Annotated in this window: 13 protein-coding genes and 1 pseudogene; 8 read left to right on the top strand and 6 right to left on the bottom strand. The window is 70.0% G+C overall.

The window, feature by feature from the left end:
• The first annotated feature begins 383 nt into the window (after positions 1–383).
• The gene (locus JOF36_RS37400) at positions 384–794 is read left to right on the top strand and encodes an RNA polymerase-binding protein RbpA (RefSeq protein WP_210036956.1); all 411 of its coding nucleotides are present in this window, start codon (positions 384–386) and stop codon (positions 792–794) included.
• A gap of 238 nt (positions 795–1,032) precedes the next feature.
• On the opposite strand, the gene JOF36_RS37395 is transcribed toward JOF36_RS37400, so the two are convergent.
• The 4 genes and pseudogenes from JOF36_RS37395 to JOF36_RS37385 all read right to left on the bottom strand — a co-directional run bounded on the left by JOF36_RS37395 (position 1,033) and on the right by JOF36_RS37385 (position 2,736).
• Positions 1,033–1,203, bottom strand: a complete 171-nt coding sequence (locus JOF36_RS37395) for a hypothetical protein (protein ID WP_210036955.1) — start codon at positions 1,201–1,203, stop codon at positions 1,033–1,035.
• 157 nt (positions 1,204–1,360) lie between these two features.
• Complete coding sequence (locus tag JOF36_RS39840; RefSeq protein ID WP_245353249.1) at positions 1,361–1,513, bottom strand: hypothetical protein; 153 nt, start codon at positions 1,511–1,513, stop codon at positions 1,361–1,363.
• Positions 1,514–1,595: 82 nt separating this feature from the next.
• Positions 1,596–1,904: pseudogene (locus tag JOF36_RS41565) on the bottom strand (bifunctional nuclease family protein); the annotation flags it as partial.
• 199 nt (positions 1,905–2,103) lie between these two features.
• Positions 2,104–2,736: a maleylpyruvate isomerase family mycothiol-dependent enzyme gene (locus JOF36_RS37385; RefSeq protein WP_372447489.1), complete on the bottom strand. Its 633-nt coding sequence runs from the start codon at positions 2,734–2,736 to the stop codon at positions 2,104–2,106.
• Between the two features lie 674 nt (positions 2,737–3,410).
• Between JOF36_RS37385 and JOF36_RS37380 the strand changes: the two genes are divergently transcribed.
• Together JOF36_RS37380 and JOF36_RS37375 are read left to right on the top strand one after the other, a co-directional pair.
• Positions 3,411–3,920, top strand: a complete 510-nt coding sequence (locus JOF36_RS37380; RefSeq protein ID WP_210036952.1) for a hypothetical protein — start codon at positions 3,411–3,413, stop codon at positions 3,918–3,920.
• Complete coding sequence (locus tag JOF36_RS37375; protein ID WP_245353248.1) at positions 3,920–4,810, top strand: serine protease; 891 nt, start codon at positions 3,920–3,922, stop codon at positions 4,808–4,810. Before JOF36_RS37380 ends, JOF36_RS37375 begins: the two co-directional genes overlap by 1 nt.
• Positions 4,811–5,558: 748 nt before the next feature.
• On the opposite strand, the gene JOF36_RS40585 is transcribed toward JOF36_RS37375, so the two are convergent.
• Positions 5,559–5,693 carry a hypothetical protein gene (locus JOF36_RS40585; RefSeq protein WP_281072851.1) on the bottom strand — a complete coding sequence of 45 codons (135 nt, stop codon included), beginning with the start codon at positions 5,691–5,693 and terminating at the stop codon, positions 5,559–5,561.
• Positions 5,694–6,040: 347 nt separating this feature from the next.
• On the opposite strand from JOF36_RS40585, the gene JOF36_RS37365 reads away from it, so the two are divergent.
• The 5 genes from JOF36_RS37365 (at position 6,041) to JOF36_RS37345 (ending at position 12,375) form a co-directional block, all read left to right on the top strand.
• A complete protein-coding gene (locus JOF36_RS37365) occupies positions 6,041–6,370 on the top strand; it encodes a hypothetical protein (RefSeq protein ID WP_210036951.1) in 330 nt (109 codons plus the stop codon).
• A gap of 640 nt (positions 6,371–7,010) precedes the next feature.
• Entirely contained in the window at positions 7,011–7,805 is a 795-nt protein-coding gene (locus JOF36_RS37360; protein ID WP_210036950.1) for a transposase family protein, read from the top strand.
• An 817-nt stretch (positions 7,806–8,622) separates the two neighbouring features.
• Entirely contained in the window at positions 8,623–9,729 is a 1,107-nt protein-coding gene (locus tag JOF36_RS37355) for a hypothetical protein (RefSeq protein ID WP_210036949.1), read from the top strand.
• Positions 9,726–12,074 (top strand): DEAD/DEAH box helicase, encoded by a 2,349-nt coding sequence (locus JOF36_RS37350; RefSeq protein ID WP_210036948.1) that lies wholly within the window; start codon positions 9,726–9,728, stop codon positions 12,072–12,074. The genes JOF36_RS37355 and JOF36_RS37350 overlap by 4 nt, the downstream gene beginning before the upstream one ends.
• Before the next feature lie 94 nt (positions 12,075–12,168).
• A complete protein-coding gene (locus tag JOF36_RS37345) occupies positions 12,169–12,375 on the top strand; it encodes a hypothetical protein (protein ID WP_210036947.1) in 207 nt (68 codons plus the stop codon).
• 530 nt (positions 12,376–12,905) lie between these two features.
• Here the strand turns inward: JOF36_RS37345 and JOF36_RS37340 are convergent.
• Complete coding sequence (locus JOF36_RS37340) at positions 12,906–13,154, bottom strand: hypothetical protein (protein ID WP_210036946.1); 249 nt, start codon at positions 13,152–13,154, stop codon at positions 12,906–12,908.
• Positions 13,155–14,183 lie beyond the last annotated feature (1,029 nt).

Raw genomic sequence — 14,183 nt, 5'->3', positions numbered from 1 at the left:
GGCTCGGGCCCCGCCCGGCCACGCTGCGGTGGCCGCCGTGGCGGACCCGTGGCTACCGGGCGGGGCCGCCTCGACGCGCCCACCGGCGCGTCAACGGGCGCCCGCCGTACAGCAGACGCTGACAGGGCCAGCGTTGCACGAACTCGGCCAGCCCGGAGCCGGAGCCCCGCGCAGGTCCCGGCTGTCAACGGCGACTGCGCGAGCGCACAAGCACCTGAGTGGACAGGCTAAGCACACGGAGCAGACCGACCGACACCGCTCCACCCCGGCCCCCGAGCTCTGACCCCCGAGGCTCTGACCACGCGGTATGGATCCGCGCAGGCCCGCCCGCGCTGGTCGAACGGGGTACAAAGCCCACGGGTTCGGGCGTACCCTCGCCGCGTATGAGAGACCGTCACCCCAGACTCGCCAGCGACGCGATCGGGGGAGTGCGGGTGGGCGGGTCCAGCCCAGCACGGTTCGGCGAGCCCGACACGCAGCACAGCGATATCGCGCCGGCACCGCGCCAGGTAGTGGAGTACGGGTGCGACGCCGGCCACTCCTGCCAGGTGACGTTTGCCGTGGACGCGCCGGTACCGCCCACCTGGGACTGTTACTGCGGCCGTCCCGCGGGCTCGGAGCCCGACGACCCGCCTGTCGCGTCGCCACCGCCGGTCTACCGCACCCCGCTGGAGTACCTGCACGAGCGGCGCAGCGACGCCGACCTCGACATCATCCTCGACGAAGCCCTGCAGGCCGTCGCTGCCCGCCGCCGAGATCCGAGCAGCCAGGACCAGGACTCCGACCAGCTCTGACCGCACTTCGCCTCAGCGGCCCCGCCGAGATCAACTGTGGCTCGGCGCCCACGTCACGAATCCCGTGATGACCTCCCGCAGCGTTCGCTGGACGACGTAGGTCGACTCCTCAGCACTCAGTCAGGCCGCTCCATCAATGGAGATGCGGGTGCTACCCGATGTCGGGTCGCGGGTCGATGGCGCGGATGTCGCGGGTCTAGTACGGCGCGCGCAGGACCCGGGCGTGAGAGGCGCGGCGCTAGTTGCGGTGGCCGTCATAGACCCCACCGCTGGCGGTGAGCAGCAGCTGGCCGGGGTGCGGAGCGGCCAGCGCGACCGGCAGTTCGAGCACAGCACCGGCCAGCGAGCCGCCGGTGAACCGCACCCGCACTAGCGCCACCGCCGCGTCACCGTGGGAGTCGCTGCCCATACTCCACCGTAGGCCGGTCTCGGCGGCACTGCCGCAGGTAGAGACGACGCCCCGACCGATTCGGGACCTGCTGGCCCCGCGGTGGGCGACCTCCGAGACAACCCCTCCCCCCGGGGGGCATACGACTTCCGAGCGCGGCCGTCCCGGCGGCGCGCGCCTATCGGCCGGGGTCGAAGTCGTCGGGTTCGACGGCATCGAGGAAATCACGGAACTCCTGGATCCGAGCGTGGGTATCGGGCTCGAGCGCAGTCGGCTCCACCGCCGCCGCGGCGGAGACCGCGTCGTCGGGCCGGGTGAAGGTGATCGTCATGCCGTATTCGGTCGCGGCGACGTCGAGGACCGTCTCGTGGGCTCGATCGGGGCGTCGGCGAGCAGCGCGAGGCCACCGCGTCGCTCGGGCGGGCCGAGATCCGCCCCTGATTGTCGAGGACGAGTTCGGCGAGGAAGGTGTGCTGCTGCAGCGCGGTGATGGCCACGCGAGCCAGTCGCCGGTAGTTGCTGGCCAACACCGCAAGGATCAGTTGGTGGGTGCCCGGGCGGGGCCGGGACACATGCTGCGTGGCCACGGTGAGTTCGAACGCGTCGGGCTCGGCGATCCGATCGGCAGGGAGCCGGTGGCGGCGCTGGGACTCGACCAGCACCAGCAAGGGCCTGTGCCGGTCGGCGTCAGCCCCGATCCCGGCTACTTGCCTGTCAATCATCGCGCCTCCGTCCGCCCGGTGTGCTCAGGTCCCCGGCCACCCACGGCTCGCCGTGTCCATCGAGCCAAGTCGGCGTCGAACGGCCGTGGCGCAGATCGACCCGACGGGGAGCGGGATCGGCGCTTCGGGCACGTCTACGAACAACCAGGACATGTGGCGGGCCAGTACGACAGACGTTGTCGACGGGGTCCGCCGAAGGTCAAGCCGCCCCGCAGGCCTGCACCAGCTCGGCGACGCCTGGACCGTCGAGTTCGCCGGGCTCGACGGGCCTGCCGGAAATCGCGAGGAGCAGCGAGAGAGCTGTACCGACGACCTCCGGGCCGTCGCCGATCGAGAGGTCGGCATCGGTCGCCGACAGACGGACGCCGGCGATCGATTGCCGAGCCCCTCCGAACGACGTCGAGGTGCGGGCCTGAAGCCTCAGGGCCCTCCTCACGGCCTCGTGCGGGTACGTGCGGCTGATCCGCAACGGACGACGGATGTCCTCGCCGTGTACGACCATCTCGACCAATCTCGTGTCCAAAGGAGCCGGTGGAGTGGCTGTCAGCGGTATGCAGGCCACGAGCCGCGTCAGCGTCTCAGCAGGAGTCGAACCACGCTCACGGGCGATGCCCGCTGCGTTCTGACGATCGAAGTCCATGCGTGCTCGGAGCATCTTGACGGCGAACCTGGTCCGACTGGTGCGGGCGCTCTCAACGAGGTGAGCCACCACATCGTGAACGGTCCACCCCGGACAGAGGGAAGGCGTGTCCCACAGTTCGTCCGCGACCTCCCGCATGTCATCAGCGAGCACGGCGCGCTCTTCGTGGACCATCTTCCAGACGTCGTTCACGAGCATTCCTCCGGCGGTCGAGGCGGTAACAACGATCTGACCGATCGGACTCGGCGAACTCATCGGCCGGCACGGCCAGCGTGTGGGCAGTTGCGGATGGCGGCGGCCGCGGAGGTGGAAGCGCGCGCACCATTCCTCCGTCCCCGAGGCGCGCACCGAGCCCTGGCCACACAGGCGCTGCACGACCCGCCGATCACAGCGTCGAACCGGTCGGCGTCGACCTGACCCAGGATCCGGCGGATCGTCGACTCCGACCGGCACAGATGAGCCACCCAATACGGCGGCCACATCGAACGGCAGGTACGCAACCCACTCGGCGACCGCGACGAACGATCCGGCCCCGCCGCAACAGCACACACCGCGGGGGTCAGCACCACGGCCGGGCCGTGTCGGACCCCGCGACACTGCGCGGATTGACCACCCCACCCACAACATCAGCCAGGTTCGGGAGCAGCACAACCGGATCGCGTAGCTCCACCCCGCCCACCTGGTCGGCCACGGACCGTGGCGTCCTCAGAACTGACGTCGACACCCGATCGCAGCCAGTGAGCCAACATCAGGCTATTCACTCGGTCGGGCGCTCCAGAAGATCTCGCCAGTGACGAGTAACTTCATCGCGTGCTCGACGTTGGCCTGAATGGATGGTTTTCACTCGTCGAAGGGATTGGCCTGACATGGGTCGACACGAAGTTGCACACAAGGCAGCCGGTAGCGGCGTGGTCCGGGTGTGGGCCGGGCGTGGCCTGCTGCTCGCGACCGGCGTGGGCGCTGTGATGGGTGGCGGGGCGGGCCTGGCCGCGGCCGAAACCGGCCCGGCCGAGGAGATGACCCCGGGCGCCGCGATGACCCAGGAGTACGACGGGCCCGCCGTGAGCACGGCCCCCTCGCTGGAGGACGTCCCCTCCCTGGGCGACGCGCCGTCGCTGGGCGACGCGCCGTCGCTGGGTGTTTCCCCCACGATGGGGCAGTTGCCCGCGCTGGACCAGGCCCCGTCGGCGGACCAGTTGCCCTCCCTCCACGACGCCCCGATCAACGGCGAGTCGCTGGTGCGCGACCTCGCCGGCAGCGAGATGCAGAGCAACGGCTCGGTCTCCGAGTCCGATATGTCGGTGTCGGGCAGCGCTGGGGACACCACGGCCGAGGGCAGCATGAACGTCGACGGTGGTCTGGGCGAGTTCGCCTGATGCGGCTAGTGAACCGGCTGCGCTCCCGGCGATGCGTCTCGCTGATCGTCGGGATCGCGGCCGCAGCCGCGCTGACGGTGGCAGTGGCCCCGGCGGGTTCTGCCGCCGAGGTGGCGGAGTTCGCCTCGGCCGGGGATGCCACGGTCAAGCCCGGGGTGATGACCCGGACCGAGGGCGCGCAGTGCACGGCGAACTTCGTATTCACCGACGGCACGGACGTGTTCCTCGGTCAAGCCGCGCACTGCGCCGGTACCGGTGGGAGCACCGAGACCGACGGCTGCACCGCGGGCTCGCTGCCGCTGGGTACCCCGGTCGAGGTCGAAGGAGCGTCGCGTCCGGGGACCCTGGCCTACAGTTCCTGGTTGTCGATGCAGGAGACCGGGGAAACCGACCCTGACACCTGCGCGTTCAACGACTTCGCGCTGGTGCGCCTCGATCCGGCGGACGTGTCCCGGACCAACCCGACGATGCCGTTCTACGGCGGCCCGTCCGCAGTCGAGCCGGACGGAACGAACAACGGCGACACCGTCTACGCCTACAGCAACTCGTCGCTGCGCCAGGGCATCGAGGCGCTGCGGCCAAAGACCGGGACCTCGCTGGGCACCAGTGGCGGCGGGCGCACGCACACTGTCCTGACGGCCCTACCCGGGATCCCCGGCGACTCGGGCAGCGGCTACCTCACCGCCAACGGAACGGCGTTCGGGATCCTGTCGACCCTGAACATCGCCCCCGAGGCAGGCACCAACGGGGTGAGCGACCTGAGGGCGGCCCTGGACTACGCCAACGACAACGGCGACCTGTCCGGAACCGTGGAGCTGGTGCCCGGAACCGAGCCGTTCCGTGCCCAGCCAGTTCCGCTGGACGTCGGGGCGGGGACGGGTATCGGCTGAGCCCGTCTGATAGCCGGGGCGGCGGGGGAGGGCTCCCGGTCGTCGCCCTGACAACCTGAGGTCGGTGCCTCCTCGGACAAGGCGCCGACCCCAGGTGCTCACCCGCACCCGCGACAAACCTGGGCCGCCTACAACGAATGCACCGCGCTGATGGTCAACCGGCGGCACAAACACGGGGACGACAGCGGGCCACCGCCAGTAATCGGACTGTCGGCTGGCTCGTCAGTGCCGGCCACTCCCGGTCAGCGATCCGCAACTGAGAAGTTGACGATCGTGCCCTGGTCAGCACACAGAACATCGCACGCACCTCGACCCGTGGTTCGTTTCCTCACCGGCACCCGGATCCCCATGCCTCCGCGTCAGAGGCCGACGATGATCACTGCGGGCTCGAGCCCGGTGCAGTCGCCAACGTTGCGCGTGAGCAGCGGCAGGTCGAACCGGACGTCGCGGCGATCATCAGGTCCAGCCGGCGCCCGCGCAGACTGCGGCCGTCTGGCGCACCAGGGCGGCCAGGGCGCCGTAGAACTCGGCCGTAGCCAGGTCGGCAGCACATCGCACCGGATTAGCGTGTCCTGGATCCGGCGGCGACGCCGTTGCTGGTCCATCGGGTCGGCGTCGGCGGTGATGCCGTACTACAACTCCGCGATGGTGAGCACAGACACCGCCACCGCCTCGGCATAGTCGGTCCCCGCGCTCGGGGCGATCACCACCGAGGTGTCCGCGAGCATGCGACGCTGCGGCCCAGTGCTCACCAGTCGGTCTCCTGCTGGCGATTCGGCGCCTGCCGGGTCCACGGATCCTCGGGCTCCTCGTCGCGGCCCTCGCGAACCTCGCGCAGCCACCGCTGCCCCTGGCCTGTGGTCAGCGGGGAGGTCTCGGTCATGGCAGCGACCTCGGCGGTAGGTACGAACCTGCGGCGGCCCGTGTCGTGCTCGTGTGACACCACGTCGGCTACCGGGCGGCCGTTGACTGTCACGGTGAAGGACTCCCCACGAGCGGGCCGTCACGACTGTGTCGGGGATCTGTGCCGGTGACAGGCCGGCGCCTGGTGTAGTCCCACGCGTCGAGATCTGCTGAGCGTCGTCGCTGCTCGGGCCGGGATTCGATCCCTGGTGTGCTCCTGGTCCTCGGAGGCCCGGACGGTGTCCTGTGTCGCAACCGGGCTCGTCGTCGCCTCGCGCGACGTTGATCGGGTGTAGGAAACGCAGCCACCACCGGATGGACCCCAAGATGTCCGAGCCCGAGCCCGACACGTTCCCCGCTGACGCGATCAGCGCCGATACCGTCGACGGATACGGTCGCCTGCCTGCGGGGCTGGCCGGCTACCAGCCGGTGCCCGGCTGGTCGACGGCGCCGGAGTCTGCTATCCGAGAGGTCCCCGCCCACGAGCGCTTGTCCGTGCACCGGTTGCTCGAGTCGATCGACGATCTGGTGCGGCGGCACCGCAAGCTCGCCGCCCGGGACGGGGCCGACGAGACCCTGCACGCGGAGCTGATCGCCGCCGAGTTGGACCAGCAGGCCGCCGTGCTGCGCCGACTCGGCCGCCAATCTCGCAGCTGACCCCTCATCGGCCACGGGATGCACGATCAGCGAGCGGTACGGGTGCTACCGGGCACCCCTGGCCCCCCGCTCGCGCACCAGTGGCTGTAGCGGCTCTCCCGCCGGGGCGACGACGCCGCGGGCACCTTCGGACGCCCTACAGGCGGTTGGCTTCCGGTCGCCTGCGCAGATCCAGGCAGGATGCGGCATCATGCCGGCGCGCGTCGCCGTGCGACATAGGTCCAGGTGGTGGTGAGGGCTCCGATACCCAGCATCGTGATGGCACCCGACACCGCCAACCCGTCCTTCGGGAGTGTCCGGCGGCGTGTGGCCCCGGCGCGCTGCTGGTCGGCATTTATCTGGACTTTTAAGGGACTGACACAGAGGAGCTGCAGGTCAAAGCGACGCGATCGGTACTAGCCGGGTCGGCGCCGAACAGAGCAGCAACCTTGTCCTCGTTCGTCGAACAGCGCGCGAACTGCCTGCCTCAGTCGGTACCGAGCACGCGACCGCATTCGGGACGTGCTCGGCCGACAGTGAACCTTTTCCAACCTGGCGGTCAGGCGGGTTGGTCGTGTCTGGCGTGGCAGCCTGGAAAGCAAAAGAGCCCCTGGTAGACGAGTGATTGCCTAGATCAACTCGTTGTCCACCAGGAGCTCCGATGCTTTCCTACCCGTCCGCGCTGTCGGTGTCCACTCGCGCGCTGATCACCCTGACCAACGCCCTGCAGCACAGCCGCAACCAGCGCGGTACCCGCTGGCGGCGCCTCCCGGTCGGCCGCCACGCCCTGCTCGCCCTGGCGCATCTGCGCAAGGGCGAGACCTACCCCGACCTCGCCGCCGGGTTCGGAGTCGGCACCACCACGGCGTTCCGCTACGTCCGCGAAGCGATCGACGTCCTCGCCGCCGCGGCACCGAACCTGGCCGAGGCGATCGCGGTTGCGTTGCGGAAGGCGTTCGTGATCCTCGACGGGACCCTGCTGCGGATCGACCGGGTCGCCATGGCCTCGGGGCGCGACCGCCCGTACTACTCGGGGAAGTGGAAGTGCCACGGCATGAACGTCCAGGTCATCAGCGACCCGGCCGGGCGGCTGGTCTGGGCGTCGCCGGCGTTGCCCGGTGCGCGGCATGACATTGGTGCCGCCCGCGAGCACGGGATCATCGACGCCCTCAACGCCGCCGGGGTGCCGGTGGTCGCAGACAGCGGATACCGCGGCGCCGGGCCGACGTTCCACCTCCCACAGCGACGCCGACCCGCCGATCGCGACACCGGCGAGCGCCGACGGCTCTCACCGAGTCAGCGGGAGGTCAACGCCGCCCACGCGGCGCAACGCGGCCCCGGTGAACGCGCGAACGCGATGTTCAAGAGCTGGAAGATTCTGCGGAAGATTCGGTGCTGCCCGCAGCGGACCACCGCGCTGGTCAACGCGATCCAGACCCTCATCCTCGCTGGCTGACGCCAAGTGGAAAGAGGTCAGTGGTGGAGCGCCGGCCGCGATCGAACCGGCGCGGCCCCGCGGGGCCGCGCCGGGAGAGGGGCGCGGCGCCCGCGTTCGGCTACCCCGACCGCCTCGCTGGAGGCAGGACCACAGGGCAGCCCAGACCGGACCGGGCCAGCCGCGCGGGCGCACATCCCAGGCCGCCACAGCGCTCGGAAACCTCGCCCTTGCCATAGCCGACACATCGTCTCGGCCGGTGACAACGGGGGAGAACAGCCGCCGTCGCCGGGCTAGGAGAGTCTAGGGCGGTCTAGGACGTCACCTATCCGCCCGCCGGGACAGGCGGATCACGGTGCCGCGTCTGCGCTGACCTTTTGCGGCGATGTCCGGGAGAGTGCTGACCGCAGCCCCACGCGCAGCGGCCACCCTGGGCGCGGGCACACGTCGACTACGCCGCCATGACCGTCGAAAGCGACCTCGGCGATCTCTCCTCGTCGACACGGGCACGACCCCGTGCCCTGGCCAGCAGAGCGACCAGTAGCGGCGCGCGAGCCGCCCTCGCCTGCTCACCCCAGCGATCCCGCGAGTGGATCAATCTTGTGCCCGCTCCTGGCCGAACGCGCACCACGGGGACGGGGCCGACACGCCGCCGCGAGACGACTCCTCGGCGGCAGGAGAGCGGAGAATCACCGAAGGTCCACACGCTCCCCACCCACGGTCTCCCCGAATTCGTTCGCGGTGAAGCCTGCGACGCAACGTGCGGCGCCCGCGCTGAGCCTGGGTCTCCGGATCGATAAGGTGACCCGATCGAGCCGCAGCGCTGGGAGCGATCTGAGTGAGCGAGTACCAGTACTACGAGTTTGCCGCGCTCGACCGTCCGCTGAACCAGCCGCAACTCCAGACGTTGCGCGCATTGTCGACACGAGCGCACATCACCCCGACCTCGTTCGTCAACACCTACCAATGGGGCAACTTCAAAGGCGACCCACAGCGTCTCGTCGAGCGCTATTTCGACGCATTCCTGTACCTGGCGAACTGGGGCACCCGGGAACTGGCTCTGCGATTCCCGGCCCGGCTGTTGGATCCAGAGACAGCGCAGTCGTACTGCTCGGGCGACGACGTCTCGTCGTGGACGGCCGACGACCACGTGGTGGTCGCGGCCATCTCGGACGATGAGGACCCCGAGTTCGACCGCGGCGGGGAAGGAGTACTGGCCTCGATCCTTCCGGTGCGCTCCGAGGTATTCACTGGTGATCTTCGTGCGCTGTATCTGTTGTGGCTGCTGCGGGTACAGAGCGCAGACGCCGCCGAGGACGAGATGGAGCCGCCGGTACCGGAGTCGCTCGGTGTCCTGACCGGCTCCCAGCGGGCACTGGTGGACTTCCTCCGCATCGACCGGGACCTGATCGAGACCGCCGCAGCGGGGGCACCTGCGCCCGCGGATCCGATTGACCTGACGCAGTGGGTCTCGGGACTGCCGCCGGGGGAGCGGGACACGCTACTGGTGGCACTACTGGCGGGCGACGACCCACTGCTGCGGGCAGAAACGCTGCGCCGAGCCAAACCTGCGCAGCCCGACGGAGGCAGCGGCGGTCGGACCGCCGGCCAGCTCCGCGACCGAGCCGCGCAGCGGCGCGACGAACGACTGCGTCGCACGCGAGAGCGTGACCGCGCTCGAGCCCACGAGACCGCACACCGAGCCGAAGCCGTCCGTCAACGACGGCTGACCGCACTGGCCGCACACGGCGACGATGCGTGGACACGGGTCGGCGACCACGTCGCAGCCCGCAAGCCCTCGGACTACGACGCCGCGGTCGAGCTGCTGGTGGATCTGGAGGAGGTGACCGACCCGGCCGTATTCACCGAACGACTGAAAACACTACGCCGAGAGCACGCCCGTAAGACCTCATTCGTCGAACGCCTCGACCGGGCCGGACTATGACCGACGGGCCGTTCGCCACGCCCGAGGCCGAGCTCGCGGCACTACGGGCCGAGAACACACGGCTGCGCCGACTGCTGGAGCTCACCCCCGAGCAAGCGCGCCCACCCGCCCCAGCACAGACCGGGCTGTTCCACGAACGCCCCGGACCGGTACACGCCCGATCACCCGCACCGGACAAGGTCCGGTTCTTCCGGACCCTGTTCGCCGCCCGCACCGACGTGTACGCGATCCGCTGGGACAACGCGCGCACGGGCCGGACGGGCTGGTCACCCGCCGTCGAGGGCGGATGGCGACAAGGAACCCAGCGGCCCTACCTGCGGCTCACCGACCAGGCGGTCGAGGCACACCTGACCGGGAAGGCCCATATCGGGCTGTACCCGCTGCTGCGCGACGACACCTGTCACTGGCTCGCCGTCGACTTCGACGGCTCTGCCGCGATGCTGGATGCGCTCGCCTACCTCAAGGCGGCGCGAGCGATCGGCGTACCAGCGGCACTGGAAGTGTCGCGCTCGGGACTCGGAGCCCACGTCTGGATCTTCTTCACCGGGCCAGTCCCGGCCACGACCGCCCGCGCACTCGGTTCCGGGCTGGTACGCGAGGCAATCGCCCTGCGCGGAACGATGAACCTGACCACCTACGACCGTCTGTTCCCCTCCCAGGACGTGCTCCCCGCCGGCAAGGGCATCGGCAACCTGATCGCCGCACCGCTACACGGCCGCTCCCGACGCCAGGGGGCCACGGTGTTCCTCGACCTGGCCACCATGGAGCCACACCCCGACCAGTGGGCCTTCCTGTCCTCACTGCATCGGCTCTCACCGCGAGAAATCGAGCAGCTCGCCAAGCGGGTGACCCGCCCGACGGTCGGCGCCGCCGTGACCCGGCTCGTCCCCGCCACCGCATCACGCATCCGACCGAGTCCGGCTCCGGTCCTGCGTGTGCGCCTCGACGCGGGAGCCGCAGTCGCGATGACATCACTGACCCCGGCGCTGCTGGCGACCCTCAAACACGCGGCATCGATGCCCAACCCCGCGTTCTACGACCGCCAGCGCCGCCGGTTCTCCACCTGGGGGATCCCGCGGCACCTGCACTCGTTCGACGAGACCATCGACGGCGACCTGGTCCTGCCTCGCGGGCTGGCCGACCTGCTCATCGCCACCGCCCGCGAGGCCGGAAGCGACATCGAGATCGACGACCAGCGGGCCACCGGCACCCCGCAACAGTTCACCCTCACCTGCGTGCTGCGCGAGGACCAAACATCCGCCGTTGCCGCTCTTGGATCGGCAGACCAGGGAGTCTTGGTCGCGCCGCCCGGCGCCGGCAAGACCGCGATCGCCTGTGCGTTGATCGCCCAGCATGCCACCTCGACGCTGGTGCTCGTCGATCGAAAGACGCTGGCCGATCAGTGGCGCGCCCGTCTGAACGAACACCTCGGCGTCACCGCCGGGCAGCTGGGCGGCGGGCGCACCAAGCTACGTGGCACCGTCGACGTCGCCACCTTGCAGACCCTGTCGCGACGCCAGGACCTGCCCGAGCTGACCGCCGGCTACGGATTCATCGTGGTCGACGAATGCCATCACATACCTGCAGCGGCGTTCGACAACGCCGTCCGCCAGATCCCGGCCCGCCGCTGGCTCGGCCTGACCGCCACCCCCTACCGTCGCGACGGACTCGACGATCTCATCGCGCTGCAACTCGGCCCGGTACGCCACACCATGAACCCGCCCGAACCGGGAACGCTGGACTCGGCGGCCGCCGGCGGCACCCCGGACCGCTCACTGATCGTGCACCCGACCGAGTACGTCTACCGCGGCGACGCGGACCCCGCAGCCCCCGGCGGGATCGCCGCGATCTACCGCGACCTCCTCGCCGACGAGGAACGCAACCACCAGATCGTCGCCGACGTGCACGCCGCGCTCGCCCGCGGGCGGCACTGCCTGCTACTGACCCAGTGGACCACCCACGTCACCGTCCTCGCCGACCAGCTCCGTCGCAGCGGACATGAGCCCGTCGTCCTGCGCGGCGGGATGAAAGCCAGCCATCGCCGTGACGCGATGAACGCCCTCGACCGCAGCAGCGAGGGACCGCTGCTCGTGGTCGCAACCGGACCGTACGTGGGGGAGGGCTTCGACTGTCCCGCACTCGACACCCTGTTCCTGGCAGCGCCCATCGCGTTCAAAGGACGCCTGGTCCAGTACGTGGGCCGAGTACTGCGCGCAGCACCCGACAAACACACCGTCGAGGTGCACGACTACCACGACACCCATACCCCGGTCCTCGCCTCGTCGCTGCGCAAACGCCGTCCCGGCTACCGAAGCCTCGGCTTCACCGTCCCGCCAACGAACTGACCGCCCTCCATGACAGCGTCGGCCAACGTAGCGTCACCGACCCCGGCACACGCATCGCTCCAGCGGGTCGCATACCCGGGCTATGGTCGGTCCCGTGCCCCAGCAGGACCATCGCGCACCGGACCCCCGGCCTGGCAGCGAGGACGCCGACACCCGGGCCGAGAAGATCGTTGCCCGCATGGTGCAACGACACGGTGCGCCCGGTCTGGAGCACTACCGCGCCGGCTACGCCAACCTCCGCGTGGCGTGGCCCGGCGACGAGGAGGTCCGCCGGATCCACCCCGTCACCGACGCCGCGTGATCGGCGGGAAGGCCATCGACGCCTCCGCGCCGGCAGCACCAGTACGCGGCCATAGTGCAGCAATCGCCTGGGTCGCCAGCGCCCCGCACGGTCGGGACCGCACCCGGTAGGCGCCGTCGCTGGCACCCGGCGAGGTTCGCGCAGTGCTGCCCGTAGCTGGACCACAGCTGACCGAGTTGCTCGGCCACCCATCGGTGGTCCTCGGTGAACTCAGCGGCCGACGACGCCGTCGCCGACGCCGTCGCCGAGCTCCTCGCGCAGGCACAGGGCGTGGGACGGTCTCGCCGGACGTGGCCGTGCACATCGCCACCACGCGGCTCTCGCCCGTGCTCGCCGCCGACCCAGACAGACTGGCCCCCACATCGAGATCAACGCACTGTGACCGACACGCGTACCGACCCATTGCCGCGTGCTCTGGGCCAGCTCGCCACCGACACACTCCGCGTGCCTGTCAGCTCAAGCGTGTAGCGCCGGTCTGCCTGTTCTACAACGCACCCGGAAAGATCAGCGCACGAGCTCGCGGGTCGACGCTATGAATCCTCCGACTCGGCAGAACGCCCACGGAGCAGTTCGAGGACCTGCCGCTGAATGTCCTCGATGCGTTCGAGGCGGCCGTTCTGCAGGTCAAGGGCCTGCTGGATTTCCTCAAGACGGGTGCTGTGGCGGCGCTGGATGCCCGCAACCGACGTGACTGTGCGGTTGGTCGAGTCCAGCAGGTCGTAGACGTCGTCGACATCGTGGCGCAGCTGGCGAACGACGCGGGGATCGGGGGCTCCCATGACGGCGAAGCCTACGGCACATGCCCACCCGTTCTTGTCGAGCGCGATAACGCCGGGGGAGGACTGCTGTGGGCCGGTCACTGACCGACCGAGTCCGGTCGGTGGACGTCGGAGCACACCAACTCAGCTTGATCTTTCAGTGCGCCACAAGCGCAGGAAGTGAAGGTTGAGGATAGATAGGGCCCACGTCATGCGCCTCGGTCACATCGGCGCTCGGCCCGACAGCTCGACCTCGGTCCTCTGCGCGGAAGGCGTCGCGCCAGCCGCCGGCACGGTACGCGTGGGGCCGCGGAGCTGTCGAGATCCTGCCTTGCACCTCGGCCGACTCATCGGCATGGACCCGGCCATACTGGAGGACCAGGGCGCGCATCCCGTGACGCACTCGCCGGCGACACCCACCGCTTGCCCGCGATGCTCGACGCCCTCGTGCGGCCGCTCCCGCAACCACCACTGCAACGTCCCGCCTCCGACAACAGCTGATCAGATCTGCCCAGCCGAACCGCCCGGGTGCAGACCACACCACCGTGCTCACCGTGCTCAGCGCAGTCGTGGACACCGTCGGGGCCGAACCCGGTGAACACCTGGCCATGCGGCCCCGGGCCGTCAGTCCGTCGATGTGCAGGCCAACTGTTCAGTGACGTGCCCGAACGCTACGGACCCTGGCAGTCGATCTACGAGCTGTTCCGCCGCTGGCAGCGTGAGAAGGCGTGGGCGCTGGTCTGGTCGACACTGCTGGCCTGGGACCCCTCGTCGCGCCCCCGAACTACCTGTTTGCACTCGAACGCAGGCACCCGGCCTCTACGCGATCGCCCGCGCGGTCAGGGTGGGCTGGGCTGAGGGCGGTGAGGTGTGCTTGCGGTGGCTGCTGGGGCGGCAGGACCACCACCGTCGAACCCCGCACCGGCCAAGCGGTCACCGGGGCCGCTGCGACTCGCCGCGGCCCCGGTGGGCCCCGCTGCGAGGCTCACGACAAGCGGATCCTCGAGGCCGCAGTGACGCTCATCGAACGGGGAGAGGAGGTCACCGTGA

Origin of the sequence: Pseudonocardia parietis (assembly GCF_017876315.1) — a bacterium.
GTDB classification, from domain to species: domain Bacteria; phylum Actinomycetota; class Actinomycetes; order Mycobacteriales; family Pseudonocardiaceae; genus Pseudonocardia; species Pseudonocardia parietis.
Note: the sequence above shows the minus strand (reverse complement) of the source record. Positions and strands in the feature narration are given on the sequence as shown.

Excerpts from the sequence above, each read along its gene's own strand:
- JOF36_RS37400 (WP_210036956.1), top strand. The coding sequence starts at position 384 with ATGAGAGACCGTCACCCCAGACTCGCCAGCGACGCGATCGGGGGAGTG.
- JOF36_RS39840 (WP_245353249.1), bottom strand. The coding sequence starts at position 1,513 with ATGACGATCACCTTCACCCGGCCCGACGACGCGGTCTCCGCCGCGGCG.
- JOF36_RS37365 (WP_210036951.1), top strand. The coding sequence starts at position 6,041 with ATGTCCGAGCCCGAGCCCGACACGTTCCCCGCTGACGCGATCAGCGCC.
- JOF36_RS37360 (WP_210036950.1), top strand. The coding sequence starts at position 7,011 with ATGCTTTCCTACCCGTCCGCGCTGTCGGTGTCCACTCGCGCGCTGATC.
- JOF36_RS37340 (WP_210036946.1), bottom strand. The coding sequence starts at position 13,154 with ATGGGAGCCCCCGATCCCCGCGTCGTTCGCCAGCTGCGCCACGATGTC.
- JOF36_RS37375 (WP_245353248.1), top strand. The coding sequence starts at position 3,920 with ATGCGGCTAGTGAACCGGCTGCGCTCCCGGCGATGCGTCTCGCTGATC.
- JOF36_RS40585 (WP_281072851.1), bottom strand. The coding sequence starts at position 5,693 with ATGACCGAGACCTCCCCGCTGACCACAGGCCAGGGGCAGCGGTGGCTG.
- JOF36_RS37395 (WP_210036955.1), bottom strand. The coding sequence starts at position 1,203 with ATGGGCAGCGACTCCCACGGTGACGCGGCGGTGGCGCTAGTGCGGGTG.
- JOF36_RS37380 (WP_210036952.1), top strand. The coding sequence starts at position 3,411 with ATGGGTCGACACGAAGTTGCACACAAGGCAGCCGGTAGCGGCGTGGTC.
- JOF36_RS37350 (WP_210036948.1), top strand. The coding sequence starts at position 9,726 with ATGACCGACGGGCCGTTCGCCACGCCCGAGGCCGAGCTCGCGGCACTA.